Genomic DNA, 23,944 nt, shown 5'->3' on the forward strand with positions numbered 1-23,944 from the left:
AAGTTCTATTCATAAACAAACCATACTCAGCATGCTCTTTCAATGATTCAGCTCCGGCGAAACTACAGGAATAAACTACAGTAACAGGTAAGTGTAATCACAGATCACTGCCTGCATGAGCTGGATCAGCTGTCCCGGCAGTCCATTTTCGCCGTTCAATTCGATCTCGGATTCCCTGCCGGTAAAACGGACCTTTACCCTCTGTCTTTTCTGATCCAGCACCACAAATCCTTCATTTTCACTGTCTGCGAAATCCGCTGCATTCGCGAACAGGGTAAATTTCTCTTTGTACGGCGCGCTGTCGTATGGACAGAAGCTGGCGCAATTCCCGCATTCATTACACATATCATCTACATGGATAATCTGTGCCATCCGCATTCCCGGCACCTTCACCGAGATATTCGCCCTGTTGGGACATACGTCTGCACAGTTCTCGCATACGGCTCCGCATTCCAGACAGCGGTAATTCTCACCTGCCGCCTCATGGGCTTCTTTGAGCACACCCTTCTTTTCCGCGATCGCTTCTTCCAGTCCTGTCTCCTCACGGTCCGCTCCTACCGGATCTCCCAGAATCACAGCCGCGGCCAGGGATGCATCCCGGATCGCCTCCACCACCGTCGCCGGTCCATTCACGCCGTCACCGGCCACATAGACGCCTTCGACGCTGGTTTCCAGGGTCTGCTCATTGACCTTCGCCCGTCCCCTGTCATCGGTCAGAATCCCGTTCACCTGATACCATGCGCCGTTCACCTGTTCCCCGGTAGCGGCGATGAGTGTATCGGCTGGTATCGTAACCGTCTCTCCTGTCTCTACCGGCCTTCTTCGGCCAGAGGCGTCGGCATCCCCAAGCTTCATCTTATTACAGACCAGGACGTTATCTTCCAAAGACACAGGGGATAACAGTTCCGCAAATTCCACACCATCCTCGACAGCCAGTTCCAGTTCTTCCGCATCTGCCGGCATATAGCGCTTAGTCCTGCGGTAGACCAGGGAGACTTTCTTCACTCCATCCGCCCGTTTGGCTGCTCTTGCCGCGTCCATGGCCGTATTGCCGCCGCCGATGACCACGACTTCACTTCCCAGATTCAGATGGCCGTCCGCTTTCTTGAATTCTTCCAGGAAAGCCAGCGCATTTACCGCTTCCCCCTTCTCAAGGTTTAACAGCCCGGGTTTGGAAGCGCCCACAGCCAGTATGATTTTCCCATATCCCATTTCTTTCAGGGATGATATCGTCTTTATTTCCTGATTCAGCTTAACCTCAACACCCATCTTTTCCATCAGCGCCACATCTTTATCGATAGAGGCGGAAGGGATTCGGAATTCCGGAATCACATACCGGACTACTCCGCCAAGGGCGTCCCTCTTTTCAAACAGCGTCACTTTCCGGCCTGCTCTGGCCAGGAAATAAGCTGCCGCGATACCAGCCGGCCCGCCGCCGACTACGGCAATCGCTTCCGTCTGATCCTTCGGAGGCTCCTGAAGTTCTGCGATCAGCCCATCATATCCGCCTTCTGCCGCTTTTAACTTCATATCGCGGATACGGACCGGTTCCTCATAGAAGTTTCTGGTACATTTACTCATACAGTTATGGGCACAGATCGTGCCTGTAATAAATGGAAGCGGATTCTTATCGGTAATCACTTCCATGGCCTCTTTATATTTTCCTTCCCCGGTCAGCTTCATATAGGCGGTGATATCCTGATGAATCGGGCATCCCTCTTTGCAGGGCGCAACGAAGCAGTCAATCAGCGGAACTTTTCTCTTCATCTTACGGGAAGCCAACGGTTTGACCGCCTTCTTATGATGCCGGTCCTGTCTGGATGCTTCCGCCAGATCCTCCAGTTCCCTTTCGTCCACTCCGGTGTACGGATGATATCCGCCTTCCGCCAGAAGCTCTGCGATCTGCACCATTCTTTGATAACCGCCGGGTTTTAGCACGGTCGTTGCCACAGTGATGGGCCAGATGCCGGTATCGAATATCTGACGGATATTATATTTATCCGCGCCGCCGGAATAAGAGATCCGCAGTTTTCCGCCGAATTCTTTTGATAATCTGGCCGCCAGCGCGATAGACAGCGGATATAGAGAACGGCCGGACATATACATCTCCTCTCCCGGAAGCTCGGAAGCTTTGATATCTACCGGGAAGGTGTTGGTTAATTTCACACCGAAAGCCAGCCCCTTCTCATCGGCCAGATCCTGCAGACGGTGCAGCATCGGTACTGCGTCTTCATACTGCAGATCGTCTTTAAAGTGGAAATCACCAAAGGCTACATAGTCGTATCCCATGTCGTCCATGGTCTTTCTGGCAAACTCATATCCTAAGAGAGTCGGATTGCATTTGATAAAGGTATTCAGTTTCTTCTCTTTAATCAGGTAGGTGGCGATCCGCTCGATCTCCGCCGGAGGACAGCCGTGCAGCGTGGACAGCGTGATGGAATTACATACATGCGGGGAAATTTCCTCCACATCTTCCCTGGTAATATGCTCGAACCGCCCCAGATTGGCCAGAAGCCATTCCCGGCATTCCCGGAAAACCGGCGTTTCGGAAGCGTCTTTTAAGCCTTCAATAAAGCGGTCTATCTTCTCAGACTTGATGCCCTCCAGATCATAGCCCACACTCATATTAAACTGGAAACCGTCAGGGGATCCCAGGCCGAATTCCTTTGACAGTACCTTTATGGCCATCCACGCCTTTACATATTCATCAAAGGCCTGAGGAACATACAGCTCTGTTGACCATTCCACATTATAGCACTCATCATCCGCTTTAATACAGGGCTTGGAAACCGGCAGATCTTCGCCGTCCAGGATCTGTACGGTTTTCAGTTCAAAAAAACGGCTGCCTGCGCAGTAAGCGGCCACCAGATTCTGGCACAGCTGGGTATGGGGACCTGCGGCCGGTCCGAAGGGTGTCTCCAGCGCCCGCCCGAAGATCATCAGACTCTGCCCGGCGTCAGCCGTATATGGTTTTCGGATACCGAACACGGTTCCTTTTGTTTTCTTTTCTTCTAAAATCCAATTCATAAACCCGGCAAACGGGATAGGTGTCATACGATCGCTCATTCTTTTTTCCTCCTGATCTTTATGGTTTAACCGTTAATGGAATGCCATAATTTCTCTGCCTCTGCCCGGCAGTCCGCCATCGCTTTTTCTTCGTCCACGCCGGTCAATACCCTGTCTTTCATCAGAACTTTACCATTACACACCGTTGTCGTCACATCATGTCCGCTCATTCCGAAAAGGATATGTCCGTTACAGTTTTCGCCATTCATGGGGGTCAGCGGATCGTAGGCGGCCACGATCACATCGGCGGCGGCCCCTGCCTTCAGGACACCCAGAGTCTTTTTAAAATACCGGTTGGCGATCCTGGCGTTATTTTGGAACAGCATCTCAGGCACCTCCGCCCATGCTGCATTCGGGCTACACAGATGATGCTTGTGCAGAACATTCGCTGCTTTATATGATTCTAACATATCATGGGTATAGCCGTCCGTGCCAAGTCCTGTCAGAATTCCATGCCGGAAGATCTCCATGGTAGGAGGACATCCGCAGGCGTTCCCCATGTTGGATTCAGGATTATGTACGACCATGGTATCCGTATGTTTTAACACATCCATCTCGTGTTCATTTACATAAATACAGTGAGCAGTAATGGTCTTGGGTCCCAATATATTCAGATCCATCAGACGGTCAATGATCCGCTTTCCGTATTTCTTCAGGGAATCATAGAGATCTTCGATACCCTCAGCTACGTGAATGTGATATCCTGCCTCCGAGGGCTTATTCACCGCGCAGTATTCCAGCGTATCATCGGAAAGAGTAAAGGAAGCATGCAGCCCCATCATACCTGCCGACATATCGTCTTCTTCCGCCAATGCCGCCCTTATAAAAGCGGCGTTTTCCTGCACGCCTTCCCGCATCTTCTCCGTGCCGTCCCGGTCGGACACCTCATAACACAGGCAGGTGCGCACTCCCAGTTCCCTGGCCGCGTCCTGTATGGTAAACAGGCTGTCTTTGATGGAACCATAGCTGGCATGATGGTCAAACACGGTGGTGACTCCGTTCTTAATACAATCAATATAGGTAGCCATAGCGCTCTGCTTTACCTGTTCCAAAGTCAGATGGCGGTCGATGGTCCACCACATACCGTCCAGAATATCCAGGAAGCCGTCCGGGTTATATCCGTTGATGGAAAGTCCTCTGGCCATGGCGCTGTAAATATGCTCATGCGTGTTGATCAATGCCGGCATGATAACACCGCCTTTGGCGTCTATGTATTCCGCATCCGGATATTCCATTTTCAACTCCTGCGTTGTTCCTACTTTTTGAATCACCTTGCCGTCTATCAGTACAGCGCCGTTATCAAAAAAAGTATTCTTCTCATCCCTGGTAATCAGCCTGCCATTTCCTATTAACAGCATAATCCTATTCTCCTTTCAATTACAAATCTCTTCCAGAACTTCAAGCTTCCAGAACCACACCTACGATAATCCCTAGGTTTTTGCACAATCTTTGATTTCCCCAACCCAAAATCATTTATGCAATATCCACAGAATCCATTTCTATAATGATAGTTTACTACTGAAAACTATATAATGCAAGACAAAAATCAAAAAATTTTGAGGTTACCTAAAAATTTTTGTAAAAAACTATTGAATTTCTGAAATTATATGCTATGATGGATTTATAAGAAACAAAACTGCTGTGATTTTACACCCCAAAATCTTCGGCAGCCACTCTTTGCGCAGGGAGGATTCTTACATGAAATTTCAACTAGAGTTTCTGAAACAGGTAGCACGCGGAATAACCAAACAGTTCGGACAGAACTGTGAAGTCGTTATACATGATCTGACCACCGGTGACCTGGAGCATTCCATTGCTTTTATCGAAAATGGCCATGTCTCTAACCGCGCTTTAGGCGACGGACCCTCTCATGTGGTTCTGGAAACCTTGCGAAAAGGCGCCGATGAACTAAAAGATCATCTGGGATATCTGACCAGGACAACCGACGGCAGAATTTTAAAATCCAGCACGATCTACATAAGAAACGACCAGGACCAGATCCGCTATATTTTTTCCATCAATTATGATATTACCGCCCTTCTGACGGTAGAAAATGCTCTAAAATCGCTGACTGCCACCGAAACAACGGCCAAAGAGCCTGAAAAAATCACCCAAAATGTCAACGACCTGTTGGACGATCTGATCGAACAGTCCGTTGTCCTCGTCGGGAAGCCGGTAGCGATGATGAACAAGGACGATAAGGTCCGCGCCATCCAATTTCTGAATGAGGCCGGTGCTTTCCTTATTACAAAGTCAGGTGACAAAGTCTCCAATTACTTCGGTATCTCCAAATACACGCTCTACAGCTATCTGGACGCCGGGAAAGAAAATGACAACGCCTGATCCTTAAGTTACGAACACATTGTATATGGAAGGAGTTAATAAAATGAACGACATTTTATGGGTTGAAAACACGATGCCACAGACCGACGACAAGAACCTGGAGATCATGGCACTGGAAAATGTCCGCAAAGCCCGGGCTTTCCATGAGAGTTTTCCCCAGTACACCAGAACCCCTCTGGCCAAGCTGGAACGCATGGCGACCTATCTTGGGATCAAGGAATTATATGTGAAGGACGAATCCTACCGGTTCGGTCTGAACGCTTTCAAAGTATTGGGCGGTTCCTTCGCCATGGCCCGTTACATAGCAAAACAGATTGGCAGGGATGTATCGGAACTTCCCTACCGGGTACTGACTTCCGACGCATTGAGAGAGGAATTCGGTCAGGCCACTTTCTTCACTGCGACGGACGGCAATCACGGCCGCGGCGTTGCGTGGTCGGCAAATATCCTGAAGCAGAAAGCTGTGGTATTTATGCCGAAGGGCACGACCAAGACCCGTTTTGATAATATTGAACGTGAAAATGCGACGGTGACCATCGAAAACGCCAACTACGACGAGTGTGTCCGGATGGCCGCCGAAGCTGCGGAAAATACAAAAAATGGTGTCGTCGTTCAGGATACCGCTTGGGACGGCTATGAAGAGATCCCCTCCTGGATTATGCAGGGTTACGGAACCATGGCTGACGAAGCCAACGGGCAGATGCAAGCCTATGGCTGTGAATGTCCCACCCATGTATTCGTCCAGGCCGGCGTAGGCTCCTTAGCAGGCGCCGTACAGGGATATTTCGCCAACCGTTATCCGGAGAATCCTCCCATGGTGATCGTAGTTGAGGCACAGGCCGCTGACTGTCTGTATCGAAGCGCCGCCTCTCATGACGGCTCGGTCCATATCGTGGATGGGGACATGGAAACCATTATGGCTGGTCTGGCCTGCGGGGAGCCCAACACCATCTCCTGGGATATATTGAGAAATCATGTAAAAGTATTCACCTCCTGCCCCGACTGGGTGGCAGAACGTGGAATGAAGATGCTGGCCGCGCCTTTCCGCGGGGATCCGCAGGTGATCTCGGGAGAATCCGGCGCCGTCCCCTTCGGACTGCTGGCCTGCATCATGAAGATGAAACGCTACAGGGATCTGCGGGATGTATTAAATTTAGATGAAAATTCCAGGGTACTGCTCTTCTCCACTGAGGGTGATACCGATCCGAACCGCTTTAAAGATATCATCTGGGATATGTGATCTATTCTTAACTTTTAGATATTACTTTTTCAAATGTTACTCTATCAATTGAAAATGAAAATCAAGGAGGCAGCAAAATGGATTTCAACAAAATCAAAGAACTGGCACAGAGTTATGAAAAGGACATGACAAAATTCTTACGTGACCTGGTAAAAATTCCCGGCGAAAGCTGCGGGGAAAAAGGCCACATTGACCGCATCGCTGAGGAAATGCGCAAGGTAGGATTCGATAAAGTAGAAATTGACCCCATGGGCAACGTACTGGGGTATATGGGCAGCGGCGAGACTTTAATCGGCTATGACGCTCACATCGACACGGTTGGTATCGGCAACATCAACAACTGGGAATTCGATCCTTACGAGGGCTTCGAAACCGATACGGAAATCGGCGGCCGCGGAACCTCCGATCAGCTGGGCGGTATCGTCTCCAGCGTGTACGGCGCTAAGATCATGAAGGAACTGGGGCTCTTAAGCGACAAATATACCGTACTGGTAACTGGAACTGTTCAGGAAGAGGACTGCGACGGTCTGTGCTGGCAGTATATCATCAATGAGGACAAAGTAAAACCGGAATTCGTCGTAATCACCGAGCCCACCGACGGCAATATCTACCGCGGCCAGCGCGGACGTATGGAAATCCGTGTGGATGTCAAAGGCATCTCCTGCCACGGTTCCGCTCCGGAACGGGGAGAAAACGCGATCTACAAGATGGCTGACATCCTTCAGGAAGTACGCGAGTTAAATAACAAACTGCACTATGATCCTTTCCTCGGAAAAGGAACCCTTGCTGTATCCGAGATTTTCTTCACTTCCCCTTCCCGCTGTGCGGTAGCCGACAGCTGTGCGATCTCCATCGACCGCCGTCTGACTGACGGAGAGACCTATGAGATGGCATTGGATGAAATCCGCGCTCTGCCCACCGTCAGGAAGTATGAAGCCGTCGTCAGCATGTACAAATATGAAAGACCCAGCTACACTGATCTGGTATATCCGACCGACTGCTATTTCCCTACCTGGGTAATCCCGGAAGATCACGCCGCGACACAGGCCATGGTAGAGTCTTATCAGGGAATGTTCGGAGAGCCCAAGGTTGACAAATGGACCTTCTCCACCAACGGAGTTTCCATTATGGGACGCTACGGAATCCCCTGCATCGGATTCGGACCTGGCAAAGAAGCGCAGGCACATGCTCCCAACGAAAAGACCTGGAAAGCGGACCTGGTGAAATGCGCCGCAGTATATGCCGCGCTACCCACCTTATACTGCAAATAATTCTGTCCAACGAGACTGTGTGAACAGTTTCCATAAAATCATGGAGCCCTATGGCTGATTCCCCCAACAGTCAGCCATAGCTACTCATAAATATCTAAAGGAGATAAAAAAATGAAAACATTACAGGATTACATCGATAAGCTAAACCAATTGAATTTCAAAGAAATGTATAACAACGACTTTTTCCTGACCTGGGAAAAAACCGATGATGAACTGGAAGCGGTATGGACCGTAGCCGACGCACTGCGTTTCATGAGGGAAAACAATATTTCCACAAAAGTATTTGAAAGCGGTCTTGGTATTTCCCTGTTCCGCGACAATTCCACCAGAACCCGTTTCTCCTTTGCATCCGCCTGCAACCTGTTAGGCCTTGAAGTACAGGATCTGGACGAGGGCAAGTCCCAGATCGCCCACGGTGAAACCGTCCGGGAAACTGCCAATATGATTTCCTTCATGGCCGATGTCATCGGAATCCGTGATGACATGTACATCGGAAAAGGAAATGCCTATATGCACGAAGTATCCGACTCGGTAAAACAGGGCAATATCGACGGAATCCTGGAGCAGCGCCCTACTCTTGTTAACCTGCAGTGTGATATCGACCATCCGACCCAGTGTATGGCAGATATGCTGCACATCATCCACGAGTTCGGCGGTGTGGAGAACTTAAAAGGCAAGAAGCTGGCCATGACCTGGGCTTACTCTCCTTCCTACGGCAAGCCGCTCTCCGTTCCTCAGGGTGTCATCGGCCTGATGACCCGTATGGGTATGGAAGTGGTGCTGGCGCATCCGGAAGGCTACGAAGTAATGCCTGAGGTAGAAGAAGTTGCCAAGAAAAACGCGGCAGCATCCGGTGGTAGCTACCGCAGAACTAACGATATGAAGGAAGCCTTCAAAGACGCTGATATCGTATATCCGAAGAGCTGGGCTCCGTTCGCCGCTATGGAAGAAAGAACCAAACTGTACGGCGAGGGTGACACCGAGGGTATCAATAAATTGGAAAAAGAGCTGCTGGCACAGAACGCAGAGTACAAAGACTGGGCATGTACGGAAGAAATGATGTCTTTAACCAAAGACGGCAAAGCCCTCTATCTGCACTGCCTGCCCGCCGACATCTCCGGTTTAAGCTGTGAAAGCGGCGAAGTGGACGCCTCCGTATTCGACCGTTACCGCAATCCCTTATACAAGGAAGCCAGCTACAAGCCCTATGTCATCGCAGCTATGATCCTGCTCAGCAAATTCGAAGATCCGGCCGCTCTGATGAAAAAACTGGAAGAGCGTGACATTCCTCGTATCTTTAGATAAAACTGTCTGGGAGTATTGATGGGACTGGGGGCCGAGGACCGGGAAGAGAGGGAAACGGCGGAGCCCTGGAACCGGGCGGCTCCGCCGTTTCCCTCTCTTCCCTGCTTTACATAAGGCCGGTTTGCAGGTTCTGACAGATTAGTGTTATGTTATTGCAGAACTTATTGTGTTTTTCATTGTTGTCATGTGAATTGTAATTAAAATTTCGGTATTCAATATAATAAATTGGAGGCCGGTTTGACATCCCGGCCTCTCTTCTATACCTATATGTGCTGAAATACGCACGAGTGGAGGAAATTATGAGTAAAAAAAGAATTGTCATAGCCTTGGGCGGCAATGCCCTGGGAGATACCCTGCCGGAACAGATGGCCGCTGTAAAAATCACCTCCAAAGCCATCGCCGATCTCATAGAAGAAGGGCATGAAGTCGTCGTATCCCACGGAAACGGCCCACAGGTAGGAATGATTAACAATGCCATGGCCGCGCTGAGCCGTGAAAATCCGAAACAGCCCAACACTCCCCTCTCTGTCTGTGTAGCCATGAGCCAGGCTTACATCGGCTATGATCTGCAGAACGCTTTGCGGGAAGAACTTCGCAGCCGGGGCCATTATGATATTCCGGTTGTCACCATGGTGACCCAGGTCCGGGTAGATCCGGATGATCCGGCTTTTGAGAATCCCTCCAAGCCGATCGGGCACTTTATGACCAAAGAGCAAGCCGATATCTCGGCCGAAAAATATGGATACATCATGAAGGAAGATGCCGGACGCGGCTACCGCCGTGTAGTTGCCTCTCCAAGGCCCGTGGAGATCGTAGAATCAGACGCGATCCGCACTTTGGTGGAGAGCGGTAATATCGTCATCGCCGGCGGTGGCGGCGGGATTCCGGTAACCCTGCAGGGGAATCATCTAAAAGGCGCCAGCGCGGTCATCGATAAAGACTTCGCCAGCTGCCTGATGGCCCAGGAACTGGATGCCGACTATCTGATCATCTTAACCGCTGTGGAGAAAGTGGCCATCAATTTCGGCAAACCGGATGTAAAATGGTTGTCCGAAATAACCGTTGACGAGGCGAAGAAATATATGGAGGAGGGACACTTCGCTCCCGGCTCCATGCTTCCGAAGGTGCAGGCTGCTGTGCAGTTTGCCTCCTCGAAACCCGGACGTACCGCGCTGATCACCCTGCTGGAAAAGGCAAAGGATGGGATCGAAGGTAAGACCGGGACGATTATCCGTCAGTAATACTTCCATTACTTTCCGGGGAAGGCTTGCGTTACCCTTTCAGCGGCCTTCCCTGGAAAATGCGTATTGGCGATATATACGCCGGCAATAATCAAAAATGCCCCTATCATCTGCAATCCTGAAAAACCTTCTTTCAAAATCAGTATTCCCGCAACAATTGAAACTACCGTTGCTGCCCCGATAAATGAAGAGGTGCGATTGACACCTATCCTGGAAATAGCCACATTCGAAAGGAAAAAAGCGAGGACGGAGCAGCCAACACCCTGGTACAGGATCGCAATTAGAAAACTCATACTGGTGAATGGCAATCGTATTACATCATTCAGGTTTCCGTTCAAAGACGCTTCCAAAACGGCAAGAACTCCAAATACAATCGCCCCGGCTGCAAGCATTACAAATGTTATTTCGCCTCCGGTATATTCTGGTGCTTTTTCAACAAACACACTATACAATGCGTAGGAAATAACAGCGACCGTAAGCATTGCATATCCAACAAACGAAAAACTCGCTGCTGCGCCCACTGCAAACACAGTTACAAGAACGCCGGCTAATGTCACTAGAATTCCTATCACTTGCTTTTTTCGAGGTTTTTTGTGTAATATGAAGGTAGATGCCAGTAGAGAAATTACGGGTATACATGCCAAAAAGGCTCCGCTTTCCGATGCAGTCGTGCTGCGAATCCCGATTGTTTCGCCGATAAAATAAATGCAAGGGCTAAATAAAGCTACTGTTATCAGCGGCTTTAATTTTTTACCTTTTAGATGTATTTTTATAATACCGCCGAACGCACACAATCCCATCACAATTATGGCAACCAAAAATCTCCATCCTAACAAACTCAGGGTACTGGCGTCATTGGCTGCCTGTTTGGTGAATATATAACTTAACCCAAAAAGTGTCTCACACCCCAATGCACAAAGGCATCCGATTAAAACATCCTTATGCTCTCTTTTATTCACTGTCTATACTCCAAATCCCGATATATTGTGTCGTTTCAGCAAAAACATTGTACAGATAGAACTGTTTTCAAACGTCAGAGCAGATTACGCACAAAAGAGGACGAAACCTGGCGGGACACCCGGCACGGTCAAGCCGCCTTCGGCGTATTGCCACGGATCCTGCTGATCAGAGGTTTCGTCCTCTTAGAAGTTACCTGGTTTTTCTAAATGCTACATTTTCTATATCCCATGTTTTCTATATGCTACTGCGGCCCGCCGCTTTTTGCGAAAGCCTCCAGCAGTAAATCCATCTGCGGAGGTATGTGAATCGGTTCTCCTGCCGCTTTGACCGCATTATTTACATCCTTTAAGCCGTTACCCGTTACAATGCTGACCACGGACGATCCTTTCGGAATCAGACCCAGTTCCACTGCTTTTTTGACACCGGCGGTTCCGGTCACACCGGCAGGTTCACCAAAGACCCCGCAGGTTCGTCCCAGCAGCCGCATGGCAGCCAGTATTTCATCGTCGGACACTTCTACGGTGACACCGTTTGACTCCAAAATGGCGTTAACCGCCTTATCCGGGTTGCGGGGTACACCGACGGCGATACTATCTGCGATGGTGTTTTCTTCCATAGGCTCAAGCGGCATATTGGTTCTGGCCGCGCGGTTAATCGGATAGCAGCCCGATGCCTGTACGCTGATCAGCTTCGGTAAACGGTCGATAAATCCAGCCTCATGCAGATCCTTTAACCCCTTCCAGACTCCGGCGATGGAACAGCCGTCGCCTACGGAGATCGCTACGTAGTCAGGCATCTGAAAGTTCAGCTGCTCCGCGATTTCCAGCGCTACCGTCTTCTTTCCCTCCATCAGATAGGGATTGATCGCCGCATTCCGGTTATACCAGCCCCAGCGGTCGATGGCTTCCGCCGACAGCCGGAATGTGTCCTCATAGGTTCCCTGCACGCTGATCACCGTGGCTCCGAATATCATAAGCTGGGACACTTTTCCCTTCGGCGCCCTCTCAGGCACAAAGATAAAGGTCTTATAACCGGCGGCTGCCGCATTTCCGGCCAGGGATGAGGCCGCATTTCCGGTGGAGGAGCAGGCGATGGTATCGGCCCCTGCTTCGTAAGCCTTGGCCACAGCCATGGCTGAGGCGCGATCCTTCATGCTCGCCGTGGGATTGATTCCGTCATCCTTGATATACAGGGTTTTGATGCCGATCTTCTCCGCCAGACGGTCCGCTTTGTAGAGAGGGGACCAGCCCACCCGAAGCTTTGGATAATTTCCTTCTTCTCCTACCGGGAGGAACTCCCGGTAGCGCCACATGGAATAATCTTTCCGCTCTGTCAGCTGCTCTTTCGTCAAATGCCCTTTTATATGGTTATAATCATATTTGATATCCAAAATACCGCCGCATTTGTGACAGGTCGTCACGTTAGGGACAGCTTCATGCTCCGCGCCGCATCGGACACAGACGGCTGAAATAACATGTCTCATTCTCTTTGCACCCTTCCCTTCTACAGATTCTTAAGCAGTCCGGTGTTCTCATTGAATTCCTGAATCAGTTCATCGATCTGGGCGGCCTGTTTATGTACGGCGCCCCAGGTATTTTCATAGTCATACCACAGCGCGTTCAGTTCTTCCACCGTTCTGCCCTGCTGCTCTACCCAGGTGTAATATTTCAGATTATGAATCCGCTTCCTGCCCACGTAGGTCAGTTCTTCCAGGTTATCCGTCTTAATGGACTGCAAATGAGTATGATAATCGATCGCCGCCTTCCTCGTGCTATATTCGCCATCCTCTTCCCGCAACTCATCGATTCTGGAACCATACATAGCGGCGGAATCCGTCAGAACTGTGGCCACCACATCATTCTCCGTCAATTCGTAATATTTGGCCATCTTGATTGCGCACAGAACGTTGGCAATTCCTGAGATTCCCATGAAAGCAAGTTCATCCACCAGGTTCGGATCAACTCCCGCTTCTTTTATCAGATATTCGCGTCCTTCCGGTTCATTGAACAGGCGCAGCAATTTCTGGCTGTCTTCGTCATCGATAGCAATGACCATATCCGTATTCTTTACATTGTGAATCCACGGCACGTGCTTGTCACCGATCCCTTCGATCCGGTGGCCCCCGAATCCGTTGTTTAACAGGGTCGGACATTGCAGCGCCTCTCCCACGCCCAGCTTAAGTCCAGGGAATTTTTCTTTCAGATAATCGCCGGTTCCTGTGGTTCCCGCGGAACCGGAAGTAAAGCAGGCGCCGGCCAGATGACTATTCTCATCGGCTATGCTAAGATAAGCCTCTTCAACCGCGTTACCGGTCACCGCGTAATGCCACAGATGGTTGCCCATCTCCTCAAACTGGTTGAAGATCATGACATCATCTCTGGTGTTGCGAAGCTCCCAGGTTTTGTCAAAGATCTCTTTTACATTGCTCTCGCAGCCGGGTGTGGCAATGATCTCCGTAGCCACCGTCTTAAGCCAGTCGAACCGTTCCCGGCTCATCTGCGCCGGCAGGATCGCGATAGAGTCACAGGACAAAAGCTTGGAATTGAACGCGCCGCCCCGGCAATAGTTGCCGGTGGACGGCCATACCGCTTTCTGCCGGCTGGCATCAAACTGTCCGGTCACCAGCCTGGGCGCCAGACATCCGAAGGAGGCTCCTACTTTATGGCAGCCGGTCGGGAAGAATTTTCCGATCATACACAGGATCTTCGCATCCACACCGGTAAGTTCCTTGGGAAGCACGATAAAATTCGGGCTGCCGAACAGGCCGCCGCTCTCTTTCGGCTCATTTTTCCATGTAATCCGAAACAGGTTCAAGGGATTGATATCCCACAGACCTACACTTTTTAACTGTTCTTGAATCGCTTCGGGTACCTTATTAGGATTTCTCATCTGCTCAAAAGTGGGAATGATGATATTTTTTTCCTTTGCCCGCTCAATATTTCTAGCCAATGCCTCTTGTTTCCTGGTTAAATCAATCACTATATTCATCCTCCTGAAATATGTAGTTTTAGGCGTACCCCAACTGTAACCTATGTGTAATATTATAGCATCTGGAGGTGTTTTATTCAATGAATCTGATGGATTATCAAGAGTATTTGTGGATTGGGCTTCATTGGCCCCGTCCGGTTCAAGTTTTGATTCTGCCTGGAATTTAATCCGGAACCTTCAGCGGAATGAATAGTAATGAAGCAGACATTCTTTTACTGTTTTGTATCGGGCACGGCTGACAGGAACACTGCGGCCATCGGTAAATTCGGCGGACAGGGCCGTTAGTTTTCTTAGTTTTGCCATGTTTAGTGCATAGCTTTGATGGCATCTTACAAAATAAGACGGAAAACGTTCCATGATGTCGTCTAATTTTATGTAGCATTTCCACTGGCGGTTCTGGCCGTGGAGGTAGATTACATGTTTATCGCTTTCCAGATAGGAGATGTCTGCCAGGGGGATTTTCTGTATTCCGTTTCTGCTCTTTAGGATCAGGGTGTCTTTTTCTTCCTGGTGGCATCGGACAAGAGCGGTGTTTAGGGCTGCTTTCAGATCATCCAACGGAATTGGTTTGGGAAGGCAGTAGATAGGGTCGGTATCAAATATTTCCTCCGGCACATCCGGATCGGAACTCATCCAGATGAATTTGATCTCGGGACATTTTTGACGGATGGCTTTTGATTCATTTATGGAAGCGCTGGTATCTTTGGAGATATCAGACAGGATCAGGTCGGGGTAAGTTCTGCCCGCACTGATCTCTGCGGTCAGGGAGTCCAGAGATTCATAGATATCGTTTTTCATTTCCTGTCTGTAAGATGCGGATACCACTTTGGCGATTTCTTTTTGAATGCATTTGTTCCCATCACAAACGGCCAGTCTTATCATGCGGATTCCTCCTTGGTATGTTCTCAGACTATTATAACGTAGCTGGCCGCCGGCAACAAGACAGCCTGCATTTTTGCGCATTATTTCAGCATAAAATGAAAATTATTTTTTGATGACACTGTGATGCCGATACCTAAAAATAATTTTCGTGAAAAGGCGGGCGATAAGCGCTTCGCTTATCGCCCGCCTTTTCACGCGCCTGGTTTCCCTGCGCTGCGGTTAAGAATCCTCCTGCGGTTTTTCCTTTGGAATAATACAGTTCAGCAGAACTGCCACAATCGTCGCTACCACAACCGCTGATTTTCCAAAAATGGTTGTCACCCAGCCCGGAAACATAGCCAAGGCTTCCGGTACCAGGGTAATCCCCATTCCCAATGCGACGGCCAGGCCCACAATCGCCGTATTCCGGTAATTCAGCGGCTCCTGGCTGATCAGCTTAATCCCTGTCATGGTGATGGAGGCAAACACAGATACCGTGGCGCCGCCCAGCACGCACTGAGGAATCGTTGTGAGAATCGATGCAAACTTGGGTACAGAGCCAGCCAGGAAGATAATGACTGCGGCCAGACCCAGTACACACCGGTTTACCACTTTCGTGGTAGCTACGATCCCCACATTCTGGCTGAAAGTTGCAGTAGGCAATCCCCCAAAGAATGCGCCAATCACACTGGCCACGCCGTTACCGATGATACCGCCGGACAGCTCCCGATCCGTCGGCTCCCGGTCCAGTCCACCCGCTGTGGTCGCGGACAGATCCCCGATGGCCTGCACCGAATTAACGATGTACAGGATGGATATGGATATTATGGTCGAAACTTCGAACTTGATCCCAAAGTGCATGGGCTTTGCAATATAAAACCAGTCGGCCTGGGAGATCGCCGTAAAATCCACCATTCCGAGGCAGACCGCCAGCACATAGCCGACAATAATGCCAATCAGAATCGAAGACAGTTTGAAGAATCCCTTTCCGAAATGGTTCAGCCCTACCACCAGAATCAGCGTGACAATCGCCACAAACCAGTTTTTCGCGCTGCCATAATCCGCGCTGCCCTGTCCTCCGGCCATATAGTTAATCGCCGTGGGATACAAAGACAGCCCAATCGTGAATACCACCGTTCCTGCCACTAACGGAGGAAACAACGGCCTGAGCCATTTGATAAAAATGCCTACGACGACTGCCACGATACCGCCCACCAACTGAGCGCCAAAAATCGTAGCCACATCGAAGTCGCCTGCAATTGCCTGAAGCGATGCCAGGTAGGCAAAACTGACACCCATGATAACCGGTAATCCGGATCCGATATACTTTCCGATCGGAAACAGTTGGATTAACGTCGCAACCGCTGCGACCAACAGCGCTGCCTGCACAAGCACCACTTTGTCGGACGGAGTCATCGTACCCTTATCGATAGCCACCCCAGCCACGATAATCGCCGGTGTCACGCACCCCACAATCATAGCCACTACATGCTGCAACGCTAACGGCAGTGCCTGCCGCATAGCCGGAATCCCCTGGATCTCAAAAACTGAGGCTCCGGTCTTTAATTTGAGATGGTTGTTCATAAATCATGATCCTCCTGTTTTCATCTTCATCCAATGGAATGAATCACCCAAAACATTCTATCGGATCATTTGATTTATCATCACCCTATCCCATTATACCCTGAACCCCTTTCTATTTCAAGAATACCAGACGATTATTTATGGTTCCTTAACCTGGGGCATTTAGTCCACCGCGCGTTTTGGCGGGGCTGGTCGTTTACTCTTTCAGTGCTTTTTTCGTCAGCTTTTTCACTTGCTTTTTACACTTACCGCAGGCGCTGCCTGCTTTGGTGGCCTTTTTGACTTCCTTATAGCTGGAGGCTCCCTGTTCTACCGCTTTTAGAATGTCACCTTTAGTTAGTTTGCGGCAGGGACAGATTACCTTTTCTTTGTTCATTACAGTACCAGTGAGGGAGCGGTGTATACGCGGGCGCTTAGTTCGTTGTCCAGCATATACAGACCTTTGGCGTCTCCTGCAAAAAGCTCGTACTTTTTGATCAGGTCTTCCGCGTTGGTCTCTTCTTCTCCCTGCTCCTTTACAAACCAGTCCAGGAACTGCATGGTACGGAAGTCTTTTGCCTGGTAGGCTTCATTATAGATCTCGTGGATCAGGCTGGTGACATATTGTTCGTGCTCCAGGCCATATTTTAAGGGGGCCAGGAAATTTGAGTATTCTTTGTGAGGGCTGCCGATTTCTGTGAATGTAACCTGATGGCCATTGTTTAACAAATATTTCCGGAACAGCATCGCGTGGTCCCGTTCTTCCTGGGCCTGGATCTCGTACCAGTTGGCAAATCCTTTGAGTCCCTCATTTTCATAGTAATTGGCGAAATCCAAATAGAAATAAGCGGAGTAGAACTCTTTGTTAATCTGTGTGTTTAGTAATTGTGCTACTTTTTCTGCAAGCATTCTGCATTTCTCCTTTCGTTATTAAAGCTACTTTAGGCGTTTGCGAAACGCCACAAGCCGCATAAATACGGCATTGTTACTTCTATAAAACAAAACATCTCCTCAACGGATTGTGGTAAAATAGAGTTGTTCAGAAATCATTTAACCATCCGCCGTAAAGGAGATGTACCTACATAATACCATATAGACAACTCACTTTGGCAGAAGTTTTTGATAATTACCAAATTAAATTTGATAATGACAAATATCAATTTCTTTCTCTACTTGATCAGACCAGTGATCTCGATGAAATTGTTTCTGTTTCTTTTGTACTCATTTTTACGCTTCTACTGGAAGGCCCCGCAAACATCAGCTCTATCCTTTGTTAAAGGCTCTCTTTCTGAAGTTCTCTCAGGAATTACGTGATTTTTGTGGCTTTGATCTGGTTCCTGACTCCTCAAAATTCACTCGTTTCAAACAGGCACATCCGAAAATCTTTTCGAAGAGGCGCTGGGATTGCGTTTCAGAATCCGGTTCTTCCTGGTAAATAATTTCTGTTCTAGAATCTCATGCTCCGTAATACGGCATACGATTCTCTCTGATTCTCTAATTCCACTGGGGGTCAGCCCTGAGGTAGCGGCTGAAGATGCCTGCCGGATCGAACATGTGATCAGTGCGGAAACTTCTTTCCATGAAATTTCCCTTCACATTCTATGAACATCGGCTCAAATTTGCTTTTCTCCAGAATTTATCATTGTTTTCAATATTTTAATCCACTCTGCTTCTCCTATGCCCTCGCTTAGCGACAATGAATATGAAAACTCAGCGTCTGTCCAGATTGCCATGGTATAGGTTTCACCGTTGCCCTTTAACGTGGCATTGATGTCATTCACCGATATTTCGCCTGTCAATTCATAAGAATTGTAGTCACCACTTACATCATCAGACCCAATACCTTTACGAAAAACTGCTGTTTGATCATCATTTATATAGATAATTTCAGCCAACTCCGCCCAATAAGCAGTATAAACAATATTCTTGGCTTCAAACGGCAGATTTCCCGGTTCGACCACTTCAAAGCCTACAGTTTCCGACAGTTCTTCGACAGAAGACACTTCGACAATATTGTTATTTTCACTAACAGGTGGCTCGTTAGTGATGTTCCGTAGATTAGGCAGGATCAATGTTCCGACAAGCATGACAGCAAGGCAAGCCGCAAGCATGGCGAAGCGTTTTATATTCGGAAAACGAATAATCTTCGCTTGCTTCTTTTCTGCAAAATCAATGTTTTCGATATTGCCCAAAATCCGACTTTGCATTTCAGGCGTAACTTCGATATGTTCCATTACTTCATCATACTTTCTATTCAAAGTCATACGCCTCCTTTAACACCGTTTTCAACTTCTCTCTGCCACGGGACAGATTGGAGCGGACAGTTGTTTCTTTCATCCCAAGTATTTTAGCAATCTGCGCTGTTGGATAGCCCTCGTAATAAAAAAGATGCACTACCTCACGGTAGTTGTCCGGCAAAGTTTTTACTGCCTCCCAGACAAATGAAAGGTCGTCCCGATTTTCGGCTACTAATTCCTCCATTAGTTCATCTGTCTGTCGGATAGCATTGTACTTGATACGGTTTTTGCTCAGGTTGGCAGCAACATGAAGAAGCCATGCCTTTTCATGTTCTTTTGCATTCAGCGCAGGAGACGTTCTAAGAAATTGGACAAGCGTATCCTGTAATACTTCTTCTGCATCATCTGTATTGTGAAGATAGGAGTAGGCCAGACGCAAAACGGCATTGCCATACTCGCTGAGCATTCGTTCTGCCTGGTGATTGATCCTTTCACGGCTGCTCTCTCTTGGCAAATCAGTTTCACTGCAGGCGTTTCCAAACAGTGTTACCGCAATAAAAGAAAATAGTTTTTTTAGTATGTCTATGAAAGACGGCAAGTATCTTTCTGCTACCAGGCAATATTCCACATCATCCCTCCTGTTCATGCTTCAAAGGACAGAACCTATGAGCCTGTCCTTTGAGTCATATGAAACCTTATTTTACGCCGTCCACAAGTGCCATCATATCAACCTGAGAAAGGGCATTCCCAACGCTGATAGAATAAGTATACTCGCCGTCTGTCCACACGGCAAGAGAAAACTGTCCGTCTGCACCTTTGAGGGTCACGCCATCCACAGTTTCGGTCTGTGCATACTCATTATAATCTCCGCTGATGTCCTCGTTACCAAGTGCCTTACGAATCAGCATATCAGAACCATCCTCGCCATAGAAAGCCTGAATCATCTCGTTTTCAATCGCTTCCAGTTTGTCAGCGGTTTTAGGCAGGATCAGATCAAAGCCAGCCATTTCTTCGGCAGCATCCATTGTGTCGCAAGGCTGAAAGGGGTTGGCCGGCTGTACTGCACCGGGCTTGCTGTTATCGGCTGCGGGATTGTTATTGCTACCGCAGGCGACAAGAGAAAGTGCTAAAGTGGTGCCCAAGATAAGGGAAAAAATTGTTTTAAGTTTCATGTTTAAGTCCTCCTGATTATTATATAATTTTGAGTGGTGTTTTTGCCTCTCTGCTCTATATACAACTGGGAGGAACGAAATGTTGCAATGGTTTCTAAAAATTAGTTCAGATCCATCTATAGCCAAAAGTCGAAATCCTTTATAGGTTGAGCAAGGATTACAACGAGAATTGAATTCATGAAGTAAAAATTCCAAAGTTTCTGGAAGTAATTTATTTCCAGGCTGAACAAATGCAGAAACTGAGGAAATATCTTGTGCACATTGAAAACCCACTGTTTGCCAACTGAATTTAAAATATTACAAAAAAACACAGGGTACAGCTTTAACTCATACTCTGCGTTTTTTCTGCTATGCGTTTTTTCTGCTATGCCTCTAACGCCTTGGCTTAATGGCATTGGTTCATACAATTTTGCTGTTTACCAGTCGCTTTAACTCCTGAGTCAAAACTGAAACGTCGATGGGCTTCGCAATATATCCATTCATACCCACTGCGAAAGCCTGCTGTCTATCCTCCTCAAAAGCGTTGGCCGTCATGGCAAGGATAGGTACATCGGCCGCATCGGGCCGATCCAGCCTGCGAATAGCCTGCGTGGCTGCCAGTCCGTCCATAACCGGCATGCGGATATCCATCAGTACCGCCTGGAAATGATTCGCCGGCGCCGCGGCGAAAAGATCCACCGCCTGCTGCCCATCCTCGGCGGTAACGACTTCCATGCCGTAGATTTCCAAAATCGACTTGGCAATCTCCATATTCAGCGCATTGTCCTCAACCAGCAAAATTCTGTGTCCGGCCAACGGATTCGCCTGCACGATCTGTTTAGGGGATTGACTGCCAAAACGCAGCGCGGAGAAAGTGTCGCAGATCGTGGAGAAAAACAGGGGTTTGGAAATAAAGCTGTTGGCCCCGGCCGCCCTGGCCTCATCCTCGATGCTTCTCCAATCGTAAGCGGAGATGACAATAATTGTGGTTTCCGGACCCACAATCGTCCTAATCCGGCGCGTGGTTTCAATACCGTCCATATCCGGCATCTTCCAGTCGATCATGGCGATGTCATAGTGCCTGCCCTGGGCAGCCACGGCACGGACTTCCTCCACTGCTTTCCGGCCGGAATCCACCCATACGGTATGGGCGCCGATCTGATCCAAAATCGCAGCGCTTTGTTCTCCCACCAGTTTATCGTCATCTACCACCAGCACCTCGATCCCCCGCATCAAAGAGGCGTTCTTCCGCCGCCGTTCCACCTCCTGATCGTCCTCCACACGGCCCAGCGGAATGGAAACGGTAAATGTAGAACCTTTGCCTTTGACGCTGCTGATCTCTACGGTGCCGCCCATGAACTGAACCAGATTGTGCACAATGGAAAGGCCGAGACCGCTGCCCACCTTGTTGCGGGCAAGACTGGAATCCTCCTGCTCAAAGGGCTGGAAGATCCGCTCCAAAAATTCCCTGGACATTCCAATGCCGGTGTCCGAAACGATGAAAGTCAGGTAGGAATAGCCATTTGTCCGGCTGCTTTCCTTTATATGAAGGGAGACCCTGCCGTCTCGGCGGGTAAACTTGAGAGCATTGGACAGCAGATTCATCAGGACTTGATTCAGCCGCAGAGCATCGCCCTTATAGATTCGCTCCAGCGGTTCCTCATGGGTCAGTTCAAATGAGATCCCATGTTCTTCAAACTGCGGATACAGGATGGAACTTAGATCTTGCATCAGCTCTGAAAAGTCAAAGGGCTTTTTCTCGATTGCCATCTTTCCGGTTTCTATCTTGCTCATATCCAGCACATCGTTGATGAGGCTCAAGAGATACCGGGAGGAGGCGTCGATCTTTTGGAAGCAGTCCTGGATCCGCTGGGGATCGCCAGCCTTGAGTTGGCCGATGGTGCTCATACCAATGATGGCGTTCATGGGAGTTCGGATATCGTGGCTCATGCGGGACAGAAAATCGCTCTTTGCGTGGTTTGCCGCGTTGGCCGCCGCCAGCGCATCCCGAAGCAGCTGTTCCTGCCGGGACTGTTCCGCCCGCTGATCGTCCAGCACCTTGACCAGCATGATGCATAATTCATCGCTGCCAAAAGGGTTTTCCACGGAGATCAAGCAGAGGGATATCCAATGCTCTAAACCATTCACGTCTTTTGCCTGTATCTCGGTATAGAGTTCTTTCTCACCACCGGCAAAGCGGTGCAGGACGGTTTGCCGGTCAAATGTCGCAGTGTAGTTCTGCCGGAATGAGGGAGAGAGATGCTCATTTGTTTCCCGGACCAGTTTGGAATAACTTCCGCCCGCCGGCAGTGTACTTTCCCTTCCATTTTCTACAATACACTGATAGGTGTCCTGGGTCAGATTCACACTGACAATCAGCGGATAGGCGGTCTGGATAGCTGTCTGGAGCAAACGGTTCTCCAAAAGCTGTGCCTGCTCCCGTTCCTGCTGAAGCAGATGGATGTTGGTCACATCGGTAAATACTGCCTGAATGACATCCTGACCGTTGGCGTTTAAGAGCCGCTCCATCACCACATTGATCCACACCTGGGTTCCATCCTGCCGGACGCTTTGTCGGGTATAGGTGGTTGGGCTGCCGTTTAGGACGAGGCTGTCCGCCACACCGCGGATATGCGCGCGCTCCTGCTCCAGAACGAGCTGGAACGGATCGGGCACCGCGGCGCGGTAAGCCGCCTCGCTCTCATATCCGTAAAATTCCCAGACCATCCGGTTCACGCTCACGATGGCATAAGGGGACTCTGGTTCAAACTGCAGGATTCCGCAGGGGACCGTATTGTACAGCTGGGTTAAAAAGTGTGCCTGCTGCGCCGCCTCCTGGTTGGATTCCATGATCTGTTGTTCCCGAGCCTTTTTTTCCGAGATGTCGGAGATAAAGCAGTAGATCAGCTCTGTTCCCTGATCGGAGATGACCCGTTTGCCGAAATCCGCCACCCACAGCGTCCCGCCGTCTTTTTTCCGCACCCGGTATTCCGTGCTGTAGGTGTCTTTCCTTTGCAGAGCAGCTTTTGTCTGCGCCAGCATTGCATCGTAATCTTCCGGAACCACGAAACCACGGACAGTGCCGCCGCAGGCCCGATACAGCTCGTTGGTGCCGGCATAATCCAACAGGTCACACAAACCGTCGCTGACCCACTCAATGGTAAAATCGTCATCCGCCTGGCAGGTGAGCATCCCGCCGGGCAGCTGAGTGAGCATCAGCTCGATTTGCCGCTCTCTCTCGGACAGAATGCCCTTCAGCCGCTCATAACCGTCGCGGGCCTCCTGGATGGGGAACAGATCTCCCTCCCCAAATTCTTCCTGCATGGACATGGAGTTGTGGATATAGGTTGTTTCCAGCCCATGGGACGTTTCTCGAAAGATGAAAGTGCAGCGCTGGTGATAGCGCACATACATCTGCTGTCCCGGCCTGCTGGTGATCCAGCCAATCCCCTGGCACAGATAGATGCCGCCCCCCATATCCATGGTGTCGTAATGCTCCTCCGTCAGGTCGTAAGCGATCATCTCGCCGGCATTTCGGAAGGCGGCGGCCACGGCCTCGCGCCCGCGCGCACGCATTTCTTTCCCACCGCCCAACCATAAAACGTCGGGCGCGAGGGTAGAGATCAGGCATTCAACGTCGGAATCGCAGAAATAGCTGGTCAGTATCTTGCGGGCCAGGACTTCCGCCTCTTGGCATATTTGCTCTTTAGAATTCACT

The 23,944-nt window shown here is 49.4% G+C and carries 18 protein-coding genes and 2 pseudogenes; 7 read left to right on the forward strand and 13 right to left on the reverse strand.

The window, feature by feature from the left end; translation table 11 throughout:
* Positions 1-75: 75 nt before the first annotated feature.
* Together ygfK and ssnA are read right to left on the reverse strand one after the other, a co-directional pair.
* Positions 76-3,066: a putative selenate reductase subunit YgfK gene (gene ygfK, locus KTH90_RS18395; RefSeq protein WP_158354284.1), complete on the reverse strand. Its 2,991-nt coding sequence runs from the start codon at positions 3,064-3,066 to the stop codon at positions 76-78.
* A gap of 26 nt (positions 3,067-3,092) precedes the next feature.
* Complete coding sequence (gene ssnA, locus KTH90_RS18400; protein ID WP_158354283.1) at positions 3,093-4,424, reverse strand: putative aminohydrolase SsnA; 1,332 nt, start codon at positions 4,422-4,424, stop codon at positions 3,093-3,095.
* Positions 4,425-4,764: 340 nt separating this feature from the next.
* On the opposite strand from ssnA, the gene KTH90_RS18405 reads away from it, so the two are divergent.
* The 5 genes from KTH90_RS18405 to arcC all read left to right on the forward strand — a co-directional run bounded on the left by KTH90_RS18405 (position 4,765) and on the right by arcC (position 10,466).
* Entirely contained in the window at positions 4,765-5,409 is a 645-nt protein-coding gene (locus KTH90_RS18405; RefSeq protein ID WP_158354282.1) for a helix-turn-helix transcriptional regulator, read from the forward strand.
* A gap of 43 nt (positions 5,410-5,452) precedes the next feature.
* Complete coding sequence (gene dpaL, locus KTH90_RS18410; protein WP_158354281.1) at positions 5,453-6,649, forward strand: diaminopropionate ammonia-lyase; 1,197 nt, start codon at positions 5,453-5,455, stop codon at positions 6,647-6,649.
* A 77-nt stretch (positions 6,650-6,726) separates the two neighbouring features.
* The gene (locus KTH90_RS18415) at positions 6,727-7,920 is read left to right on the forward strand and encodes a YgeY family selenium metabolism-linked hydrolase (RefSeq protein WP_158354280.1); all 1,194 of its coding nucleotides are present in this window, start codon (positions 6,727-6,729) and stop codon (positions 7,918-7,920) included.
* A gap of 111 nt (positions 7,921-8,031) precedes the next feature.
* A complete protein-coding gene (gene ygeW, locus KTH90_RS18420; protein ID WP_158354279.1) occupies positions 8,032-9,225 on the forward strand; it encodes a knotted carbamoyltransferase YgeW in 1,194 nt (397 codons plus the stop codon).
* A 299-nt stretch (positions 9,226-9,524) separates the two neighbouring features.
* Positions 9,525-10,466, forward strand: coding sequence for a carbamate kinase (arcC, locus tag KTH90_RS18425; protein WP_238727238.1), 942 nt, complete (start codon positions 9,525-9,527; stop codon positions 10,464-10,466).
* 8 nt (positions 10,467-10,474) lie between these two features.
* Here the strand turns inward: arcC and KTH90_RS25150 are convergent, their stop codons facing one another.
* The 7 genes from KTH90_RS25150 to KTH90_RS18460 all read right to left on the reverse strand — a co-directional run bounded on the left by KTH90_RS25150 (position 10,475) and on the right by KTH90_RS18460 (position 17,747).
* Positions 10,475-11,425 (reverse strand): DMT family transporter, encoded by a 951-nt coding sequence (locus KTH90_RS25150; protein ID WP_158354278.1) that lies wholly within the window; start codon positions 11,423-11,425, stop codon positions 10,475-10,477.
* A gap of 242 nt (positions 11,426-11,667) precedes the next feature.
* Positions 11,668-12,909, reverse strand: coding sequence for a threonine synthase (locus tag KTH90_RS18435; protein ID WP_158354277.1), 1,242 nt, complete (start codon positions 12,907-12,909; stop codon positions 11,668-11,670).
* Between the two features lie 20 nt (positions 12,910-12,929).
* Entirely contained in the window at positions 12,930-14,414 is a 1,485-nt protein-coding gene (locus tag KTH90_RS18440; protein WP_238727239.1) for a pyridoxal-5-phosphate-dependent protein subunit beta, read from the reverse strand.
* Positions 14,415-14,591: 177 nt separating this feature from the next.
* On the reverse strand, positions 14,592-15,296 hold the full coding sequence (locus KTH90_RS18445) for a LytR/AlgR family response regulator transcription factor (RefSeq protein WP_238727240.1): 705 nt from the start codon (positions 15,294-15,296) through the stop codon (positions 14,592-14,594).
* 219 nt (positions 15,297-15,515) lie between these two features.
* Positions 15,516-16,859, reverse strand: a complete 1,344-nt coding sequence (locus KTH90_RS18450) for a uracil-xanthine permease family protein (RefSeq protein ID WP_158354274.1) — start codon at positions 16,857-16,859, stop codon at positions 15,516-15,518.
* Between the two features lie 196 nt (positions 16,860-17,055).
* Entirely contained in the window at positions 17,056-17,235 is a 180-nt protein-coding gene (locus KTH90_RS18455) for a (2Fe-2S)-binding protein (protein ID WP_158354273.1), read from the reverse strand.
* The gene (locus KTH90_RS18460; RefSeq protein WP_158354272.1) at positions 17,235-17,747 is read right to left on the reverse strand and encodes a ferritin; all 513 of its coding nucleotides are present in this window, start codon (positions 17,745-17,747) and stop codon (positions 17,235-17,237) included. The genes KTH90_RS18455 and KTH90_RS18460 overlap by 1 nt, the downstream gene beginning before the upstream one ends.
* 173 nt (positions 17,748-17,920) lie before the next feature.
* On the opposite strand from KTH90_RS18460, the pseudogene KTH90_RS18465 reads away from it, so the two are divergent.
* Positions 17,921-18,207 (forward strand): annotated as a pseudogene (locus KTH90_RS18465) (ISNCY family transposase); the annotation flags it as partial.
* A gap of 101 nt (positions 18,208-18,308) precedes the next feature.
* A pseudogene (locus KTH90_RS25350) lies at positions 18,309-18,443 on the forward strand (iron dependent repressor, metal binding and dimerization domain protein); the annotation flags it as partial.
* An 8-nt stretch (positions 18,444-18,451) separates the two neighbouring features.
* Here the strand turns inward: KTH90_RS25350 and KTH90_RS18475 are convergent.
* From KTH90_RS18475 to KTH90_RS18490, 4 genes are all read right to left on the reverse strand, one after another.
* On the reverse strand, positions 18,452-19,096 hold the full coding sequence (locus KTH90_RS18475; protein ID WP_238727241.1) for a DUF4367 domain-containing protein: 645 nt from the start codon (positions 19,094-19,096) through the stop codon (positions 18,452-18,454).
* A complete protein-coding gene (locus KTH90_RS18480; RefSeq protein WP_238727242.1) occupies positions 19,089-19,703 on the reverse strand; it encodes an RNA polymerase sigma factor in 615 nt (204 codons plus the stop codon). Before KTH90_RS18480 ends, KTH90_RS18475 begins: the two co-directional genes overlap by 8 nt.
* Positions 19,704-19,770: 67 nt before the next feature.
* Positions 19,771-20,247, reverse strand: a complete 477-nt coding sequence (locus KTH90_RS18485) for a DUF4367 domain-containing protein (protein WP_158354270.1) — start codon at positions 20,245-20,247, stop codon at positions 19,771-19,773.
* Positions 20,248-20,646: 399 nt separating this feature from the next.
* Entirely contained in the window at positions 20,647-23,943 is a 3,297-nt protein-coding gene (locus KTH90_RS18490; RefSeq protein ID WP_158354269.1) for a response regulator, read from the reverse strand.
* Position 23,944: the final 1 nt, after the last annotated feature.

It is taken from the genome of Diplocloster modestus, from assembly GCF_019042245.1.
GTDB classification, from domain to species: Bacteria; Bacillota; Clostridia; order Lachnospirales; family Lachnospiraceae; genus Diplocloster; species Diplocloster modestus.